The organism is Caballeronia sp. INML3B (genome assembly GCF_023631305.1).
Taxonomy (GTDB): Bacteria; Pseudomonadota; Gammaproteobacteria; order Burkholderiales; family Burkholderiaceae; genus Caballeronia; species Caballeronia turbans.
The window spans coordinates 1-17372 of record NZ_JALQDI010000054.1; the positions used below are offsets into that span (position 1 = coordinate 1).

Below are 17372 nucleotides of genomic sequence, written 5' to 3' on the forward strand. Positions count from 1 at the left end.
TGGAGCGAGTCGCGCATCAAGAAAGTGATGGGCGAAAACTGGATGCGCTTCTTCGGCGAAGTCTGGAACGTCTGATCCCGCGCGAAAGTTATCGGAACTCGGTGCTACGATAACTTTTCGCCAGACGCGGCGCGCTTCCCGATATGACCGACTCGACGCCCAAGCTCGACTACGAAGATTTATTCAGGCATTTGCCCGTTGCCGTCATCGTTGCGAGAGAACGGGTCATGGTGGATTGCAATTCGAGAGCCCTGGAACTCTTCAGGGCGACACGCGGCGACATCATCGGTCAATCGTTCTCGAAGCTCTATCCGCAGCGCAAGGACTTCTCCACCACCGGTCGCCGCCTCGCGCCGCTCCTTGCAAAGCATGCCCTCTTCAGCGATGACCGCATCATGCGGCGCATCGACGGCACGCACTTCTGGGTCACGGTTTGCGGCTTCGGCTATAACCCGAAGCGGCCATTCGAGCTTGCAATCTGGACGTTCACGGACCTGTCGCAGGGCACGAAGCAATCCGATAACGCGAGCATGCTGACCGAGCGCGAGCGCGACGTAGCCGCCCTGCTCGTTCACGGCATGACGAGCAAGGAGATCGGCAAGGAACTGAATATCAGTCCGCGCACGGTCGACATACATCGCGCGAGCCTGCTGCGCAAATACGGCGCGAGAGCGACACAAGACCTCATTGCCCGACTGCTGGCGTAGGGCGAACGCGAACGCTTGGCCTGGTCGAAAGATCGAATCTTGGCCCTTCAGCCTGTGCCATCGCGCGGATATCGTAGGTGTCATGCAACGTGGAGAACACGCATGAACACTTCGATCACCCTTCGGCATCTCGACACGCCCGACGAGTTGACGCGCGCCTTCGACGTCATGAAGGAACTGCGCCCGCATCTCACCGACGCCGACGCCTTCCGCGCGCAAATGCGCCGTCAACGCGAGGAAAGCTATCGCCTGCTCGCCGCATGCGACGATGGCGCGATTCTCGGTCTTGCCGGCTATCGCACGCAAACGAACACGCTGTACGGGCGTTTCGTCTATCTCGACGATCTCGTCGTGACGGCACGTCTGCAACGCAGCGGCATCGGCGCGCAATTGCTCGACAAGGTCCGCGAGATCGCGCGTCATTCACGCTGTGCGCATTTCGTGCTCGATACCGGCCTGCACATGGCGCTCGCTCAGCGCTTCTACTATCGCAATGGGCTGCTCGCGAAAGGCATGCGCTTCGTCGAAACGCTCGCCGCCAACGGCACGGAGGCCGCGCGATGAAAGTGCTTTTCATCAACGCGAGCCCGCACGGCGATGCGAGCCATGGCTATCGGCTCGCGCTGGAAATGATCGGCATGCTGCGCAAGACGACGCGCGTCGAAGTCGTCGAACGCGATCTCGCCGCGAAGCCGTTGCCGCCCATCACGCAGGACTATGCGCGCGCGATCACGTCGCGTCATCCGGATGCGAGCCCGTTCTACGTATCCGAGGAACTGGTCCGCGAAATCGAAACGACGGACGCACTCATCATCAACACGCCGATGCACAACTTCACCGTGCCCGCCGCGTTGAAGCTGTGGATCGACTACGTGCTGCGCATTCACCGCACGTTCGCGGCCACGCCCGAGGGCAAGGTCGGTCTGATGCGCGACCGGCCCGCGTTCGTGATCGTCGGATCAGGCGGGTTTCATTGCGGCGAGCACGCGCGACAACGCGATTTCCTCACGCCATATTTACGCTACGCGCTCGGCTCGATCGGCTTGCAAAGCCTGCACTTTCTCCTGCTGCAAGGACTCGTGCGCGGCGACGAAGCCGTAAACGAAGCGCTGCAATGCGCACGCGATGAAATCGCGCGCCACGCGCTTTGCGCCTCGGACGACGCCGTCACGCTCTAACCATCGTAGGCGCGTCGAAGCATGCGGGCGAGACGCGCGGCTTGCGCAGCATCGGCGACATTCGCGAAGCCGGCGACGATCCCGCGCAACGTATGCTTCGTGCGCCCGTTCAGGTACCACGCCGACAGCGCGATCACCGCAAGCCCCGCTTCACGCGCGCGGGCGGCCATCGCCATGTCGTCGATGGGACCGCCGCGTCCCTTCCGGAAGATCGCGACGAGATGCATGCCGCCGGTCGGCAAGTCGATCGCCACGCGATCGCCGAACGCCTTCACGATCGCGTTCGCGAGCAGCATGCGCCGCTCGGCGTACAGCGCGCGCATGCGCTTCAGATGCCGCGCGAAATGCCCTTGCGCGATGAAGTCGGCCACCGCCGCCTGATAGAGATAAGGCGAGCCCGCATTCATGCTCTTCGTGAGCTGCCCGAAGCGCGCGACGGCCCGCTCGGGCGCCACCACATAAGAGAGCCGCAAGCCCGGAAACAGCACTTTGCTGAACGTGCCGCAATAGATCACGCGATCGTCGCGATCGAGGCTTTTCAGCGCGGGCAGCGGACGACCGACATAGCGGAACTCGCTGTCGTAATCGTCCTCGACGATCCAGCTCCCCGCGCGGCTCGCCCAGTCGAGCAGTTTCATGCGTCTCGGAAGCGCGAGCGTCACACCGAGCGGACTTTGATGCGATGGCGTGACGAATGCGAAGCGCGCATCGGCATCGAGCGCAATGCCCGCATCGACGTCGAGCCCTTCGTGATCGACCGGCACCGGCACGAGCCGCACGCCCGCTTCGACGAGAAAGTTACGCGCGAGCAGATATCCCGGCTCTTCGAACCATGCGCGGTCCTCGGGCTTCGCGAGACTGCGCAGGACCAGTTCGAGCGTCGCGCGATATCCGTTCGTCACGAACACCTGCTCCGGCACGCAATCCACGCCACGCGAAAGACCGAGATAGGTCGCGATGCGCTCGCGCAACGGGCGATATCCGGAAGGATCGGGATACGTGAGCGCGGCGAGGTCCCCGCTGCGCGCGCGATACGCGACGAGCCGGCTCCATACCTTGCGCGGAAACGCATCGAGCGCGGGGAGACCCGGGCGCAAAGGTTTTGCGTCATTGCCGATATCGGCTGCGGGTTCGGCACGCCTGGCACGCGGCGCATCCGCGCGCTCGCGGTTCTTGCGCGCCGCGGACAGCGTGACGGCGCCCGGCAGCGACGACGACACGAACGTGCCCGCCGCGCCGCGCATCTGCAAATAACCCTCATCGACGAGAATGTTATAAGCCATCTCGACCGTGCCGCGCGCAGTATTCAGTTGCGTCGCGAGTCCGCGCAAGGCGGGCACGCGATCGCCTGGCTTCAGATGGCCCGCTGCGATCGCGGCCTTGAAGCGCTCGCAAATCTGCAGATAAATCGGCGCGGCTTCGTGCCGGTCGATCGATATGGTCAGCGTGTTCTTGGCTCGTGGCATGGCGCGGTTCATGGACTAGTCCGATCGACGATTCTTGTCTCTTTGTACTAAGCCATGATTGTCGCACAATGACTTCACTTTCACTTAACCGAGAGGTGCATCATGAAGATCGTCGTCATCGGCGGTTCGGGTTTGATCGGCGCGAAAACGGTCGCGATTCTGCGCGCGAAGGGTCACGAGGCTATCGCCGCGTCGCCGCGCAACGGCGTGGATTCGGTGAGCGGCGCAGGTCTGAATGAAGCGCTTCGCGGCGCGCAGATCGTGATCGATGTATCGAACGCGCCTTCATGGGCGCCGGACGACGTGATGGCGTTCTTCCGTACGTCGACCACGAATCTCGTCAAGGCCGAGGCCGCGGCGGGCGTGCAGCATCATGTCGCGCTGTCGGTCGTTGGCACGGACCGCATGCCGGACAACGGCTATTTCCTCGCGAAGGTCGCGCAGGAGAAGCTGATCGCGGAATCGGGCGTGCCGTATTCCATCATTCGCGCGACGCAGTTCATGGAATTTCTCGGCGGCATCGCAGATGCCGGGATGCAGGACGGCAAGGTGCATCTCTCGACAGGACAGTTCCAGCCGATCGCAGCCGATGACGTCGCGGCCATCGTCGCCGATGTCGCCCTCGCCGCGCCGTTGAACGGCATCGTCGACATCGCAGGGCCGCAGCGGGCGCCGTTGCATCGGATCGTCGGCCAGTATCTGAAGGCGCAGGGCGATGCGCGTGAGATCGTCGTGGATCCGAAAGCCACGTACTTCGGCGGCACGATGACGGAGGACTCGCTCGTGCCGACCGGCGCTGCGCGTCATGGAAACATCGCGCTGGAAGACTGGCTGAAGCGCGCGCGCTCCTGACCGGCGCAACGCTTTGCGGCATCGTTTCGCGCGTAGAAACGATGCCGGTGCTTTTCAGAACACGTGCATCATCCCGATGTAAGCGCCTGTCTGCGACTCGCCCGCCATCGGACTCGTGCCCGGTTCGGCGTCGCGCGGTGTCGCGAAGACCGAGAACGTGCCGTTCGCACTGTTGCGCACGTAGGCCACGGTGCCGTAGAGGAAAGTGCGCTTCGTGAAGTTGTAGGTCGTGCCGAGCGCGTAGAGCATCGCATGGCTCGCAGGATCGTGCGCCGCATCGCCCGCACCCGCGCCCACATGGATGTAGAAGCCCGCCGCGGTGACGGCCCAGGCGGGCGTCGCCTGATAAGTCGCGCCGAGCCAGTAGTGATCGGCGCTTTCGGCCACGCCTGCGGGCGAATCCGGTGCGGCGTAGTGCGTGTAGGCGGCCTGCACCTTCCACTTGTCCACCTTCACATTCGCGCCGACGAAGTACTCTCGCGACGCCTGAAAGATGTTGTCCAGCTTGCCGTCCTGACTGCGCAGCTCGTCGTAGATGCCGCGGACGTCGAGCGCCGGCGAGTGATACGTCAGCATGATGCCTTCGGAGCGGCCGAACTCGCCGGGCGCGCCCGAATTGAACGCGCCCGGCTGATTGCCGGACGCATACTGCCCTTGCGCGACCACAGGCGTCCGCCGCCGGTGGTGCCGTTCATGATCTGGATGGCGGTTTCGAGGTCGAAGACCGCGCTCAGGCCGGCGCCGAGATCTTCGTTGCCTTTGAGGCCCCACATGCTGGTGCCCCAGTCGCCGCCTTCGGCGCTCCATCGCGAGGCGCTGCCGCCCGTGCCGTTCGCAATGTGATTCAGATATTCGATGCCGCCATCGATCCGGCCGTACATCGTGACGCTCGTTTGCGCCCACGCGCCCGAGGTCACGAGAAGAAGGCCTGCCGCTTTCCAGAGACGAACTTTCATGGCCGACTGCACTCCATGCTGGCCCTGCCCGGTTGAGAGAAAACGATTGGCTGCACCTTAGCACCATCCGGTGAAGTCGGCAGAAATCGGCATCTGACGGGTTATTGCAATGACTTGAGCGCAAACGCCGGGCGTTACCGTATCGTTCGGATGACGAACGTTGCCATGCGTCGCTGCCCGCACCGGCCTCAGCGTTTCGGTCAGATGCAAACGTTTCATCGACTTCAACCGGCGGTTTTCGAACGCTCCACGTAAAGAAACGTTTACCCGTGCCGATAACCTGAAACAGAAGGAGCCGGACGATCGTTCCGGACCTTTTCGATATGCAAGACGAGTGTCCCGCAGCGGTATTCCGCGGGCCGATAACATCCGACAGAGAAAAAATGGTCTTCAGCTACAGGGACATGATGGTCACGCCGGCAGCGGTCCGGCATGGCGATGTGTTTGCCGCGACGGCGCGAATCCAGGATTTGAACGGAATGGAGCGTTCCGTGCGTTTGCCGGGCGAGTTTCCCAACGTGGAAGAAGCGATCCGCTTCGCAATCGCGGCGGGTTTCGAATATATCGATTGCGAGCAGCGCTGCTGACTCACGCAACGCCGCTGCATGACGAAGCGAAGCGCGATGCTTCGCTTCACATCACCTCACCTCATCGGCTCAGCTTGAGCGAGGCCGGATCGGCGGTCAGATAACCGACTGCCGCGCCGAAGCGATCCTTGTAGTTCGCGCGGATGAGCGGATCGAGCGTCGCCTGCACCTTGCCGTGCAGGGCCGTTTCCCAGTCGCCCGCGTGCTGGAAGTTGCTCATGATGTAGGTCCAGCCGTTGATCTCGTCGACCGCATGCAGCCCCGTCGATTCCGCGCCCGAAGGCGCCGACAGAATGCGCGTCAGCGATTTCGTATCGACGTTGTACGCCCACAGAAAGTTGTTGACGTGCGCGCCGCTGTCCTCGCCGATGAAAAGCGTGCGCAGCTTCTCCGAGAACTTGAGGTTATCCGGATTCGCGACGCGCTCCGGGTTCGCGAGATTGCCGAGCGCATCGGACGCAATGTCTTCGCCGACGAGCGCAGCCGGGGCGGCCATGTCGACCGGCACCCATTCGCTGTCGATCGCCGCGCCCGCGAGATCGCGCTGGCCGCCCTTCAGGTTGAACGCGTAGACGGCGCCGGCGGTGATGGCGCGATCGAGCGCGATGTCCGTCGAGTGCGCGTCGCCCTTCACCATCGACTTGACGATCTGCGACATCGCCGAATAGACGATCTTGTCCTTCGCGTTGACCGTCGTGCCTTCGAGTTTCGTGAAGCACATGCTCGCGCCGCGCCATGCGGCGTAGCGGTGCGTTTCCAGAAACGCGGCCGCCTTCTCCATGCCCGGCTTGATGCGAATCCAGTTGAACTTGCCGCCGAAATGAATGCGCGTATAGCTCGCATCCAGCGTCGGGCCGATCTTTTCGTCGGTGACGACGTCCATGATGTCGGCGATCGTCAGCGTGTCGGCGAGATGCTCGATCTCGTCGCTCGTCGCGTGGCCGAGGTTGAGCCAGGTGAGCGTGGCCGAACCCGCGCCCGCCGACGACGTCTGCGCGCACTTCGCGACATAGAGCGTGCCCGCCGAAAGATCCGCTTCCCTGTCGGCGACGAACATGAAGACGCCGCCGTTGGTCGCGTCATCGCCCATCATCACGGTGCGCTTGTCGGGCATCACCTGGATCAGTTCGTGCGAGATGCGGCCGAGGCAATAGTGCTTCGTGATCGTGCCGGTGCCGTCCGCGTGCACGGTGACTTCCGGCACATGGCCGTAGTGATACGGACGCGCTTTCGTTTCATCGCCGTAGAGATTCCTGCTGTAGGCCTTGAGCTGCGCGTCCGTCGACGAAACAGCCGCATCCGGCTCGTACTCTTCGCTCGACAAATGCGTGTTCCACGGCGACAGGCTCGCGCCGCACGTGATCCACAGGCCGTTCGCCTTCGACGTATCGACGTTCGCGTAGCTCACGAGCGAGAGCTTGCCGGTTGCCGGGTCCTGATCGAGCGTGAGCACGGCGATCGGCGACGGCAGGCGGCCGTACATGCTGACGGCGCTCTGATCGCGCGTCGTGTATTCGAACTGCACGACCGCGAACACGGCGTTGCCCTTCACGCCCTTCACCGTCGGATTGTCGATCCTGATGAGCGACGTGCCATCCGGGCAATCCGAGAAGAACTGGCGTTCCTTGCCCGGCGTGGAGCGGTCGATGATCGGCTGATTGTCGATATCGAAATAGCCGCCCGCCACGATGGTCCCGCCGGTCGTGTTCGGCACGACATCGCCCGTCATGAAGAACGGCTGATACGCGAGCTTGTAGGCGCGGTTGCTGCCGTCGCTGAAGTTCACCGTCATCGTCGATGCGACGGTGGTCCTGGCCATCGCGCCCGGATCGGCGAGCGTCGGTGCGGCCATGCCGGTGAACGTCGCCGTGGTGAAGGCGGCGGTCGGCGCGGGCGCGGGCGTGGCCGCGTTGCTGTCGCTGCCGCCGCATGCGGTGGCGAGCAACGAAGCGGTAGCCGCGCCGCCGAGCGGCAGCATCGGCGCGCCGGCGAGAATCTTGAGGGCTTTGCGGCGGGAAAGGTCGAGTCGCTGCGCCATGTGTGGTGTCGAGTCCTTGATTGTGGGTTGTGTACCGGCGATGAAAGTCCCTGCTTCAGGCCGTTGCGGCCCGATGTGCCGGTTGACGCGCTACTTTAGGAAACGAATGTGAAATGCGTTTGACAGGCCGATGTAATTGTTTCGTGTTTTGCCTGAAAGCGCGGGACTGTTCGACTCGAGGTCGCGGCGGGCACATTGCGCCCGCTCGCCCCCCTTACATCCGGTCTGCCTCGATCACCGCATCGGCGAAAGCCTTCGGCGCTTCCTGCGGCAGATTGTGTCCGATGCCGCCCGCGATATTCCGATGCTGATATTTGCCGGTGAACTTCTTCGCATACGCCGCTGGATCGGGATGCGGTGCGCCGTTGGCGTCGCCTTCCATCGTGATGGTCGGCACGCCGATCGTCGGCGCGGTCGCGAGACGCTGCTCCAGCGCGTCGTATTGCGCCTCGCCCTGCGCGAGCCCGAGACGCCAGCGATAGTTGTGAATCACCACCGCGACGTGATCCGGATTCTCGAACGACTTCGCCGAGCGGTCATACGTCGCGTCATCGAAATTCCATTTCGGCGATGCGAGTTGCCAGATGAGCTTGTTGAAATCGTGACGGTTCGCCTCGTAGCCCGCCTGGCCGCGATCCGTTGCGAAGTAGAACTGATACCACCACGCGAATTCGGCCTTCGGCGGCAACGGCGCACGATTCGCCTGCTGGCTGCCGATCAGATAGCCGCTCACGGAGACCATCGCCTTGACGCGTTCGGGCCACAGCGCCGCGATGATATTGGCGGTGCGCGCGCCCCAGTCGAACGCGCCGAACGTGGCCTGCCTGATCTTGAGCGCGTCCATCAACGCGATGATGTCCACCGCGACCACCGCTTGCTGGCCGTTGCGCGGCGTGTCGGCGGACAGAAAGCGCGTCGATCCGTAGCCGCGCAGATACGGCACGATCACGCGATATCCCTGCGCGACGAGCAACGGCGTCACGTCCGCGAAAGCGTGGATGTCGTACGGCCAGCCGTGCAGCAGAATCACGACGGGGCCGTTCGCCGGCCCCGCTTGCGCATAGCCGATATTGAGCACGCCCGCATCGATCTGGCGGATCTCCGCGAAGCCCGCTCCCGGCGATGCACGTTGCGCTGTCTGAGCGCGAACGAGGTCGCTCAATCCGAGCTGCATGGCGCCGACGCTCGCGATCGCCGTGCCGAGAAAGCGGCGGCGCCATGAGTTGATCTGATCATCCGGCATGTTGCGATACTCCTCTTTTTAACGTATTCAATGAGCGGAAAACAACGCGAACGATCATGCGGCCGATGCGCGCAACGCGGCGAGCGTCGGCCCCAGCGGGCGCACGCGCATCCGCGCATCGAGATTGCGCCACGGCAGATCGGCCGGATCGGCGGCCATCGGACCGGGCGCCTTCGCGACGAGAATGCGCGCCGCGATCGGCTCGAAATCGGCGCGGAAATGCACCGAGCTCTTGTTCACCAGAATTTTCATGCGTTCCGGCTCGATGCCCGCGACACGAAAGAGATTGCGATCGAACACCTGCATCTTGATGCTGCTCACCGCGATGCGCACGCCACCGATGCGCAGGCACGCGGTCGGCCCGAGTTCGCCCGACATGCCGTTGAGCATCGGGCCGTCGAAGCGGAAGCGTCCATCCGACAAATACTCGACTTCGAACTCGCCCTCAAGCGGTGAATCGCCCGGCACATTCGAGCCGCCGCCGAGCGCGAGCCGGATGCGCGTGCCCACGCCCGCGCGATGCGCCGCCCGCGCCGCCTTCTCGTCCCAGATGACGCCGACAGCCGCATCGCGCGCGTCGTTGCGCAACAGCGCGCGGACCATGCCCATCGTGTTCGAATCGCCGCCGACGCCGGGGTTGTCCTGCGTATCCGCGATGATCACGGGCTTCGTCGCGTCGCGGCTCGCCTCGATCGCTTCGCGCGCGGCTTCGTCGGGCGAAAGAAACGGCACGTCCCAGCGCGCTTCGTCGTTCACGAGCGTCGTGTAGAGCGCATCGACGGCTTCGTCGGCGGCCTGCTGATCGAACGCGTAGCCCCAGAACACCGGGCCGCACTCGTCGAAGTCCGATGCGGGAAAGCCCGGCGCGAACGACAGCGACACGACTTCATCCTTTTCGAGCGATTCGAGCGTGCCGTACATGCCGCGCGCCGGCTCGACGAGCGTGCACATGCCGTTCACCGGAATCAAGAACGGCACGCGGCGCATCGCGCGCTTCAGAGGCTCGCCATGCGCGATGCGCCGCGCGAGCAGATGCGCCGCGCGCAGGCCGGTCTGCGCCATATCGACATGCGGATACGTGCGATACGCGACGAGCGCATCGGCGAGCGCGACCATGCGCGCGGTGACGTTCGCATGCAGATCGAGCGACACGACGAGCGGCATGTCATCGCCGACAATGCCGCGCACGCGCGCCAGCAACTCGCCTTCGCCATCGTCGAGATGCTCGGTGACCATCGCGCCGTGCAGGTCGAGATAGATCGCATCGAAGCCGCCCGCGCGCACACGATCGACGATCGTGCCCGCGATGCGCTCGTACGCATCTTCCGTCACATGCGCCGATGCGCTCGCGCCCGCCCAGATCACGGGAATCAGTTCATGTCCCTGTGCCTCGGCCCACTGAATGAAACCGCCGATCGGCACGTTCACATCGCGCAGCTTGAGCACATCGTCGCCGTGCGCCATCGGCGGAAATCCTTCGCCCTGGATGAAGCTCTGATAGCTCGCCTTCGTCGGCGCAAAGGTGTTCGTTTCGTGCTGGAATCCTGCGATCAGGATCTTCATGACCGATGTCCTCGTAAGTGTCGATTGATGTTCAGGCCGTGCGCGCGCTGGCCGCGGCGACCGTGCGTTTGTTCGAGAGAATCAGCACGCATGCAAGCGCCGCCATGCACGCCATCACGAGCAGGCCGCCGTTCGTGCTGCCGGTCGCGGACTTCACCCAGCCGATCACGGCCGGCCCCCAGAAGCCGCCCGACAGGCCGATCGTGTTGATGAGCGCGATGCCGCCGGCCGCCGCCGGGCCGGAAATCGTTTCGGACGGAATCGCCCAGAAGACCGTGTAGGCCATCCACATGCAGGCCGTGGCGAGCGTGAGCAGCGTGAGCGTGGCGACGAGATTGCCCGATGCATACGGCGTCAGCACCAGCAGCGCGGCAGCGGCGAGCGCGGGCAGCGCGCTGTGATAGCGGCGCTCGCCGACCTTGTCGGAGCGTCGTCCGGCCGCGTACATCGCGACGGCGGCAGCGACGTAGGGAATCGCGACATACCAGCCGAGGCGGATCGTGTCATTTACCCCTTGGTCTTTGATGAGCGTCGGCAGCCAGAAGCTGATCGCGTAGATCGGAAAGATGATGCAGAAGTACGCGATCGCCAGCAGATAGATGCGCGGATTCTTCGCGATTTCCCTGAACGACTCGATGCGATGCGACGCGCCGCCGTGCCCTCCGACTTCCGCCTCGACGAGACGCTGCTCGTCCTGCGTGAGCCAGCGCGCATCGCCCGGACGATTCGCGAGCACGCGCCACACGAGTGCGCCCAGCGCGATGCACGGCAAGCCTTCGACGAGAAACATCCACTGCCAGCCGGCCAGTCCGCCGACGCCCGCCAGCGAAGAGATCAGCCACGCCGAGAGCGGCCCGCCGACGACCCCGCCGAGCGGCCCCGCGACGAACACGAGCGCAATCGCGCGCGCCATGCGCTTCGGCCCGTACCAGCACGAGAGGTAATAGATCATGCCCGGCGCGAAGCCGGCTTCGAATACGCCGAGCAGGAAGCGCATCGCGTAGAACGCGGGCACGTTGCGCACGAAGAGCATGCACGCCGACGTGATGCCCCACAGCACGAGAATGCGGCTGAACGTGAGGCGCGCGCCGATTTTCGGCAGCATCAGGTTGCTCGGAATCTCGAACAGCACATAGCCGATGAAAAAGATCCCGGCGCCGACGCCGTACGCCGCATCGGAGAAACCGAGATCGCTTTGCATCTGAAGTTTCGCGAAGCCCACGTTCACGCGGTCCAGATACGCGAACATGTAGCACGCGACGAGGAGCGGCAGGAGCCGCCAGTTGATCCTGCTGTAGAGCGCCGAAACGGCATCGCCGCCTCGCAAGGTCTGTATCGTGGACATCCGCGTCTCCTGGTTTGTCTCCCCCAACGGGTGAAGCCATGTTGAGCGCGGGCGAGCGTGCTAGCAAGAGCAACTAAGTTCACGTATCGTTGCCCTGTGAGCAACACTGAGCCAATGACCATGCGCGAAATCAATCAGCAACGCCTGCGTTACTTTCATGAAGTGCTGTCGCACGGCACGATTCGGGGGGCGGCGGATCACCTGAATACGTCGCCGTCGGTGATTGCGCGGCAGATCAGACTGCTCGAGGACGAGCTCGACACCACGCTCTTCGAGCGCGAGCCGCGCGGCGTGCGGCCGACCGAGGCGGCGTTTCATCTGCTCGAATTCTGGCGCGGCTATCGCTCGCAACAGGAGAAGCTCGAAGACCAGTTGCACGCGCTGAAGGGGTTGCAGCAAGGGCAGATACGGCTCGCCGTGAGCGAAGGCTATGTCGATACGCTCGTCGACGACGTGCTCGCGCCGTTCTGCGCGCGCTATCCGCGCCTCGAAATCGACATGCAGATGCTCGCCGTCGACGACCTGCTGGAAGAAGTCGCGCAAAGCCGCGCGCATATCGGGCTTGCGTACAACCCGCCGCCGCACGAGCGCATCGAGAGCCGCGCGAGCTCGCCGCAGCCGGTCGTGCTGCTCGCGCGGCGCGATCATCCGCTCGCGCTACGCGGCGGCGTCGCGCGCATTCGCGATCTGCTCGACTATCCGCTCGCGCTGATGCCGCCGACGTTCGGCATCGGCCATGTCGTGAAGATGCTGGAGACGACCGACGATCTCGCGATCCGTCCGACGCTCACGACGAACTCGCTCGGCGCGCTCAAGCGCTTCGTCGCCGCGGAAAATTTCATGACGCTGATCGGCGAATTCGCCGCGTATCGGGAACTGGCGAGCGGCGAGCTGACGACCATCCCGATCGCGCATCCGCTCTTCGAAAGCGCGCAGGCGAAGCTGCTCGTGAAGACGGGGCGTCCGCTCGCGGCGGGGCCGCAGGAATTGCTCGACTGGATTCTCACGCGAATGCCGATGTTCGCGCGCCCGTCCGCTGCGAGCGTCAAACGAGCGCGCCATCGGGCACATCGGCGAGACGCGCCGCCGGAGAAACCGCGATGATCCACGCCTGCACGACGAAGCCCGCCGCCGCCGCGACGAGGCACGGCCCCATGCCGAAGCGCGCGCTGATCGCCGCGCCGAGCAGCGCGCCCAATGGCCGCGCGCCGTAGGTCGCCGTGCTGTTGAGCGCCGAGACGCGGCCCATCATGTTCGCGGGCGTGATGGCCTGGCGCAGCGTCGTCGAGCCGACCGTCCACAGGATCGGCCCCGCGCCCAGCAGAAAGAAGCTCGATGCCGCGAGCCAGAACGACGGCACGGCGAGCGTCGCCACCATCGCGAGCGATGCGGCCAGCCCGCAGAACGGCCCGACGAGCAGCATGCGGCCGAACGCGATGCGCCGCGCCACGGCCGGCGCCGCGAGCGCGCCGCACACCATGCCGACGCCATACGCGCCGAGGGTGGCGCCGATTGCCGATGCACTCAGGCCGAGCCGCTGCACCGCATAGGGCACATAGACCGACTGCAACGTGAAGAAGCCGATGTTGAAGAACACGGCGGTGGCGAGCATCGGGCGCAGCAGCGCATCGCCGCCGACGAAACGCGCGCCTTCGCGCAACTCGATGAGGAAATGGCGCGCGGCGGCGTGGTGGCGCGGCGGTTCGCGTAATCCCGCGAGCAGCACCGCCGCCGCTGCCGAAAAGCCCGCCGCGCAGCCATACGCCCAGCCCGCGCCGATCCATCCGACGATCAGCCCGCCCAGCGCCGGCCCCGCCGAATACGCGGCGCTGCGCGCAAGCTCGATGCGCCCGTTCGCGGCGGGCAGCGCGGCGCGCTCGACGAGCGCCGGCACGAGCGCGGGCGCGGCGACGTTGTAGGCGACCGTGCCGGTCGCGCCGAGAAAACCGAGCAGCGCGAGCAGCGGGAGCGTCAACGTGTGCGTGAGGACGAGCAGCAGCACGCAGGCCATCGCGAGCGCGCGGGCGCATTCGGCGGCGGCCATCAGCGTGCGGCGCGAGCGGCGGTCGGCGATCACGCCGAGCGGAATGGACATCAGCAGGAACGGCAGCGTCTGCGCGCTCTGCAAGAAACCGATATCGACGGCGGACGCGCCGAGCGCGAACACGGCGGCGAGCGGCGCGGCGGCAAGGCCGATCTGTTCCGCCGATTGCGCGAGCAGATTCGACCACGCGAGGCGTTGAAACGAAGCGGGGAAGCGCATCGAAGTGACTCCGTGACAGGCTGGGAAAACTCATCGTCACGGATGCGGCGCGCGCCCGCACTCCAGATCTTGCGCTTTGATTCGCGCTACTGCGGCTTGCCGTCGAGCTTCGCCTTCTCCGCCGCGATCTGCCCGGCGATCCTGGCTGCGAGATCGTCGAGCGAAGAGATTGCCTCGGTCGTGTTGATCACGAAGCGCGCCGCCGCGCCGTAGGGCTTGGGCGCTGCCGCCGATTTCTGCCCTTTCAGCTCGCCGCTCGTATCGATCTGCGTGAGCGGCGCGTCCGGGCTCGCCGCGAGATTGGCGAGCTGCACGGTGACGTGCGTGTTGGGCGGCTTGTCCGACGAACCCATCGACGGCAGCCCGGCGCCGAATCCCGATGAGAGCGTTTCGTCGAATTCGCCGGTCACGAGCCAGCCCGAGGTCGGCGGCGGCGAATCCGCCGTCATGTGGCACGCGCCGATGCCCTTCGCGTCGAGCGCCCTGACAATGCCTTCGGCGAGCGCCGATGCGTTCTGATCGACCTTCATCGCGTTGCGCGCGGCACGCAGCCGCGAGCCGGGAAAATGCGATCCGCCGCCTTGCTGACTTACCGGCGTGAAGTCGCGAACCTGAACCAGCGTGCCCGCGTTCGCATCGTTCGCGCCCGGACACGGCGGCGCGGAATCGGCGAGCGCGAGCGTGCTGATCGCGAAGCCGAGCACGGCCAGCGAAACGCGTAAAGATGAAGTGTTCATCGGCTGTCTCCGGCTCGCATGCGCGAATGTCGCGATGATAACGCCGGCTTCACGGCAGCGCAGCGAACTCCTGCGCATCGGAGCGCGCCATCAGGCTCGCGAGCGGCACCGGACGGCTGAGCAGAAAGCCCTGCACCTTGTCGCAGTTCACTTCGCGCAGCGTATCGAGCTGCTCCTGCGTCTCGACGCCTTCGGCGACCACGGTCACACCGAGCTTGTGCGCGAGATCGATCACACCTTCGACCACCGTGCGCACCATGGCATCGGTGGCGATGTTGTCGACGAAGGATTTGTCGAGCTTCAGCACGTCCGGGCGAAAGCGCGCCAGGTAGCTGAGGCTCGAATAGCCCGTGCCGAAATCGTCGATGGCGATGCGCACGCCCATCGCCCGCACATTCGAGAGCACGTCCTGCGCGTCGTCGACGTTGTCGATCAGCGCGGATTCGGTGATCTCGAGCGTGATGCGGTTCGAGTCGATGCAGCCGCGCCTGATCGCCTGCCTCAGCACGGACACGAGGCGCGGATCGCGGAACTGTTTCGGCGACACGTTGAGCGCCACCGAGCACGCCTGCGGCAGCGCGAGCGCGAGTTGCGAGGCCGCCAGCACGGCCTCGCGTATGACCCAGTGCCCGGCTTCGGCGATGAGCACGCTCTCTTCCAGCACCGGCACGAACGCGCCGGGCGCGAGCAGTCCGAGCTGCGGATGATTCCAGCGCAAGAGCGCCTCGACGCCGACGAGCTCGCCCGTCTCGACGCGATACTGCGGCTGATAGTGCAGCACGAACTGATTCTCGCGGATCGCGCCGTGCAGTTCCGCCTCCAGATGCGCGCGCGCGAGATCGTCCTTCTCGCGATCGCCGAACACGCGGAACGTGTTGCGGCCCGCGCGCTTCGCGGCGTACATCGCCATGTCGGCGCTGATGAAGAGCGCTTCGGGCGTGCGTCCGTGTTCGGGATAGAGCGCGACGCCGATCGAGCATGTCATCGTCACGCTCTTGCAGTCGATCTTGATCGGCCGATGGCAGGCGAGCGAGAGCTTGCGGCACGCCCGCGCAATGCTTTCCTGTGCGAACGTGCCCGGCAGGATCACCGTGAACTCGTCGCCGCCCGGACGCGCGGCCACGGCGCCTTCGGGCAGCGTTTCCTGGATGCGTCGGGCGATCGTGCGCAACACGGCATCGCCGGCGATATGGCCCGCCGTGTCGTTGATGGACTTGAAGCGGTCGATATCGATGAAGAGATACGCGAACGGCGCGCCCGCTTCACAGCGCTTCAGGAGCGCGTCCATCATCGCGTTGCGGTTGGCGAGGCCCGTGAGGCTGTCGGTGTTCGCGAGCCGGTGCAGTTCCTGAAGACGCTCGCGCTCGTCGGTGGCATCCACGCACACGCTCACGACGCGCGACACGACGCCGTCCTCGGTCACCGGATAGATGTCCGCGCGAACCCAGCGCGTGCGGCCGTGCGGCAGGCACAGGCGGAAATAACTCTGCGTCGGGGCGCCCATGTTCAGGGCCGTGCGCATTTCATCGCGCAGCGCGGGCAGATCGTCGGGATGCACGCGCTGCGACCATGCGGTCTGATCCGCTTCGAGCGCCGACATCGGCATTTCCCACATGCGCTCGAATGCGGAGCTCACATGCAGGAGCTCGCGAAAATCGCGCGTCGCGGTCCAGAACACGGCGTCGACGTGATCTTCCATGTCCTTCTGCACGCGCGCGTTGCCGCGCAATTCCTCGATGAGATTCACTTCCGCGGTGATGTCGCGCGATTTGCACAGGACCGCGGTGACCTTGCCGTGCTCGCCGTAGACGGGCGCGAAGGTCGATGTCCACCACTTCAGCGTGCCGTGCATCGTGCGGCAGGTGCCGGAAAACGACGTCGATTCACCCAGCTTCGCGCGCTCGAAGGCTTGCCGCGCATCGGGACCGTCCCAGAGCGCGAGCCAGTCGAAGCCGACGAGTTCCTCGGCGCAGTCCGCTCCGAGCAAACGCCTGCCGACTTCGGAGATGCACATGATGCGGCCTTCGAGCGATAGCAGCTTCAGGCAATCCTCGGCGATCGAAAGCAGTCCGTGCGCGACCTGCCGCGCGACGAAGACCTGGCGATTCGCCTTCTGCATGCGATGCACGACGATCGCCGCGCCGAAGAGCAGCGCGGCGAGCAGCCCGTTCCACGGCCGCGGCACGAAGAAGGCGCCGCACGCGGCGACGAGCACGCCGAGCGGCGCGAGACCGAGCCCACCGAAACGACGTGCGCGTTCGATGTACGGCAGGTTCCTGGCGATGGTTTCGCCGATGGTCCCGAGGAAATCGTTGGCGCCTCTCTGCACCTTTCTGGCCCTGTTGCAATGATGGGTTTGATCGGTGTTTATCGGCGTGAGGGCGGAACTCTTGAATAAGCGATGCGGTGGTAAAGATTGCCGAGTCGTGCCGCGACG

Annotated in this window: 14 protein-coding genes and 1 pseudogene; 6 read left to right on the plus strand and 9 right to left on the minus strand. The window is 65.0% G+C overall.

The window, feature by feature from the left end; genetic code table 11:
* Window positions 1-143: 143 nt before the first annotated feature.
* The 3 genes from NCS58_RS24110 to NCS58_RS24120 all read left to right on the plus strand — a co-directional run bounded on the left by NCS58_RS24110 (window position 144) and on the right by NCS58_RS24120 (window position 1885).
* Window positions 144-707: a PAS and helix-turn-helix domain-containing protein gene (locus NCS58_RS24110; protein ID WP_061119100.1), complete on the plus strand. Its 564-nt coding sequence runs from the start codon at window positions 144-146 to the stop codon at window positions 705-707.
* A gap of 102 nt (window positions 708-809) precedes the next feature.
* Window positions 810-1271, plus strand: a complete 462-nt coding sequence (locus NCS58_RS24115) for a GNAT family N-acetyltransferase (RefSeq protein WP_061119101.1) — start codon at window positions 810-812, stop codon at window positions 1269-1271.
* Window positions 1268-1885, plus strand: coding sequence for an FMN-dependent NADH-azoreductase (locus NCS58_RS24120; RefSeq protein WP_250538894.1), 618 nt, complete (start codon window positions 1268-1270; stop codon window positions 1883-1885). The genes NCS58_RS24115 and NCS58_RS24120 overlap by 4 nt, the downstream gene beginning before the upstream one ends.
* On the opposite strand, the gene NCS58_RS24125 is transcribed toward NCS58_RS24120, so the two are convergent.
* Window positions 1882-3351 (minus strand): PLP-dependent aminotransferase family protein, encoded by a 1470-nt coding sequence (locus tag NCS58_RS24125; protein WP_061119256.1) that lies wholly within the window; start codon window positions 3349-3351, stop codon window positions 1882-1884. The two genes, NCS58_RS24120 and NCS58_RS24125, sit on opposite strands and share 4 nt — an antisense overlap.
* Window positions 3352-3453: 102 nt before the next feature.
* On the opposite strand from NCS58_RS24125, the gene NCS58_RS24130 reads away from it, so the two are divergent.
* Window positions 3454-4203 (plus strand): SDR family oxidoreductase, encoded by a 750-nt coding sequence (locus NCS58_RS24130; RefSeq protein WP_250538895.1) that lies wholly within the window; start codon window positions 3454-3456, stop codon window positions 4201-4203.
* A gap of 54 nt (window positions 4204-4257) precedes the next feature.
* On the opposite strand, the pseudogene NCS58_RS24135 reads toward NCS58_RS24130, so the two are convergent.
* A pseudogene (locus NCS58_RS24135) lies at window positions 4258-5159 on the minus strand (porin).
* Between the two features lie 383 nt (window positions 5160-5542).
* On the opposite strand from NCS58_RS24135, the gene NCS58_RS24140 reads away from it, so the two are divergent.
* Complete coding sequence (locus NCS58_RS24140) at window positions 5543-5746, plus strand: hypothetical protein (protein WP_061119104.1); 204 nt, start codon at window positions 5543-5545, stop codon at window positions 5744-5746.
* A 61-nt stretch (window positions 5747-5807) separates the two neighbouring features.
* On the opposite strand, the gene NCS58_RS24145 is transcribed toward NCS58_RS24140, so the two are convergent.
* The 4 genes from NCS58_RS24145 to NCS58_RS24160 all read right to left on the minus strand — a co-directional run bounded on the left by NCS58_RS24145 (window position 5808) and on the right by NCS58_RS24160 (window position 11935).
* Entirely contained in the window at window positions 5808-7784 is a 1977-nt protein-coding gene (locus NCS58_RS24145; RefSeq protein ID WP_061119105.1) for a PhoX family phosphatase, read from the minus strand.
* A 214-nt stretch (window positions 7785-7998) separates the two neighbouring features.
* The gene (locus NCS58_RS24150) at window positions 7999-9027 is read right to left on the minus strand and encodes an alpha/beta fold hydrolase (protein ID WP_061119106.1); all 1029 of its coding nucleotides are present in this window, start codon (window positions 9025-9027) and stop codon (window positions 7999-8001) included.
* A 54-nt stretch (window positions 9028-9081) separates the two neighbouring features.
* Window positions 9082-10590 carry a M81 family metallopeptidase gene (locus NCS58_RS24155; RefSeq protein ID WP_250538896.1) on the minus strand — a complete coding sequence of 503 codons (1509 nt, stop codon included), beginning with the start codon at window positions 10588-10590 and terminating at the stop codon, window positions 9082-9084.
* 31 nt (window positions 10591-10621) lie between these two features.
* Window positions 10622-11935, minus strand: coding sequence for an MFS transporter (locus tag NCS58_RS24160; protein ID WP_061119108.1), 1314 nt, complete (start codon window positions 11933-11935; stop codon window positions 10622-10624).
* A gap of 120 nt (window positions 11936-12055) precedes the next feature.
* Here NCS58_RS24160 and NCS58_RS24165 point away from each other — a divergent pair, with 120 nt between their 5' ends.
* The gene (locus NCS58_RS24165; RefSeq protein WP_061119258.1) at window positions 12056-13039 is read left to right on the plus strand and encodes a LysR family transcriptional regulator; all 984 of its coding nucleotides are present in this window, start codon (window positions 12056-12058) and stop codon (window positions 13037-13039) included.
* Here NCS58_RS24165 and NCS58_RS24170 read toward each other — a convergent pair.
* From NCS58_RS24170 to NCS58_RS24180, 3 genes are all read right to left on the minus strand, one after another.
* Window positions 12981-14198, minus strand: a complete 1218-nt coding sequence (locus tag NCS58_RS24170; RefSeq protein ID WP_250538897.1) for an MFS transporter — start codon at window positions 14196-14198, stop codon at window positions 12981-12983. The genes NCS58_RS24165 and NCS58_RS24170 overlap by 59 nt on opposite strands.
* Window positions 14199-14284: 86 nt before the next feature.
* Entirely contained in the window at window positions 14285-14935 is a 651-nt protein-coding gene (locus NCS58_RS24175) for a hypothetical protein (protein ID WP_061119110.1), read from the minus strand.
* Window positions 14936-14984: 49 nt separating this feature from the next.
* Window positions 14985-17264 (minus strand): EAL domain-containing protein, encoded by a 2280-nt coding sequence (locus NCS58_RS24180; RefSeq protein WP_061119111.1) that lies wholly within the window; start codon window positions 17262-17264, stop codon window positions 14985-14987.
* Window positions 17265-17372 lie beyond the last annotated feature (108 nt).

Coding starts and splice junctions, on each gene's coding strand:
- NCS58_RS24130 (WP_250538895.1), top strand. CDS start 3,454: ATGAAGATCGTCGTCATCGGCGGTTCGGGTTTGATCGGCGCGAAAACG.
- NCS58_RS24165 (WP_061119258.1), top strand. CDS start 12,056: ATGCGCGAAATCAATCAGCAACGCCTGCGTTACTTTCATGAAGTGCTG.
- NCS58_RS24145 (WP_061119105.1), bottom strand. CDS start 7,784: ATGGCGCAGCGACTCGACCTTTCCCGCCGCAAAGCCCTCAAGATTCTC.
- NCS58_RS24155 (WP_250538896.1), bottom strand. CDS start 10,590: ATGAAGATCCTGATCGCAGGATTCCAGCACGAAACGAACACCTTTGCG.
- NCS58_RS24140 (WP_061119104.1), top strand. CDS start 5,543: ATGGTCTTCAGCTACAGGGACATGATGGTCACGCCGGCAGCGGTCCGG.
- NCS58_RS24170 (WP_250538897.1), bottom strand. CDS start 14,198: ATGCGCTTCCCCGCTTCGTTTCAACGCCTCGCGTGGTCGAATCTGCTC.
- NCS58_RS24160 (WP_061119108.1), bottom strand. CDS start 11,935: ATGTCCACGATACAGACCTTGCGAGGCGGCGATGCCGTTTCGGCGCTC.
- NCS58_RS24115 (WP_061119101.1), top strand. CDS start 810: ATGAACACTTCGATCACCCTTCGGCATCTCGACACGCCCGACGAGTTG.
- NCS58_RS24110 (WP_061119100.1), top strand. CDS start 144: ATGACCGACTCGACGCCCAAGCTCGACTACGAAGATTTATTCAGGCAT.
- NCS58_RS24125 (WP_061119256.1), bottom strand. CDS start 3,351: ATGCCACGAGCCAAGAACACGCTGACCATATCGATCGACCGGCACGAA.
- NCS58_RS24120 (WP_250538894.1), top strand. CDS start 1,268: ATGAAAGTGCTTTTCATCAACGCGAGCCCGCACGGCGATGCGAGCCAT.
- NCS58_RS24150 (WP_061119106.1), bottom strand. CDS start 9,027: ATGCCGGATGATCAGATCAACTCATGGCGCCGCCGCTTTCTCGGCACG.
- NCS58_RS24175 (WP_061119110.1), bottom strand. CDS start 14,935: ATGAACACTTCATCTTTACGCGTTTCGCTGGCCGTGCTCGGCTTCGCG.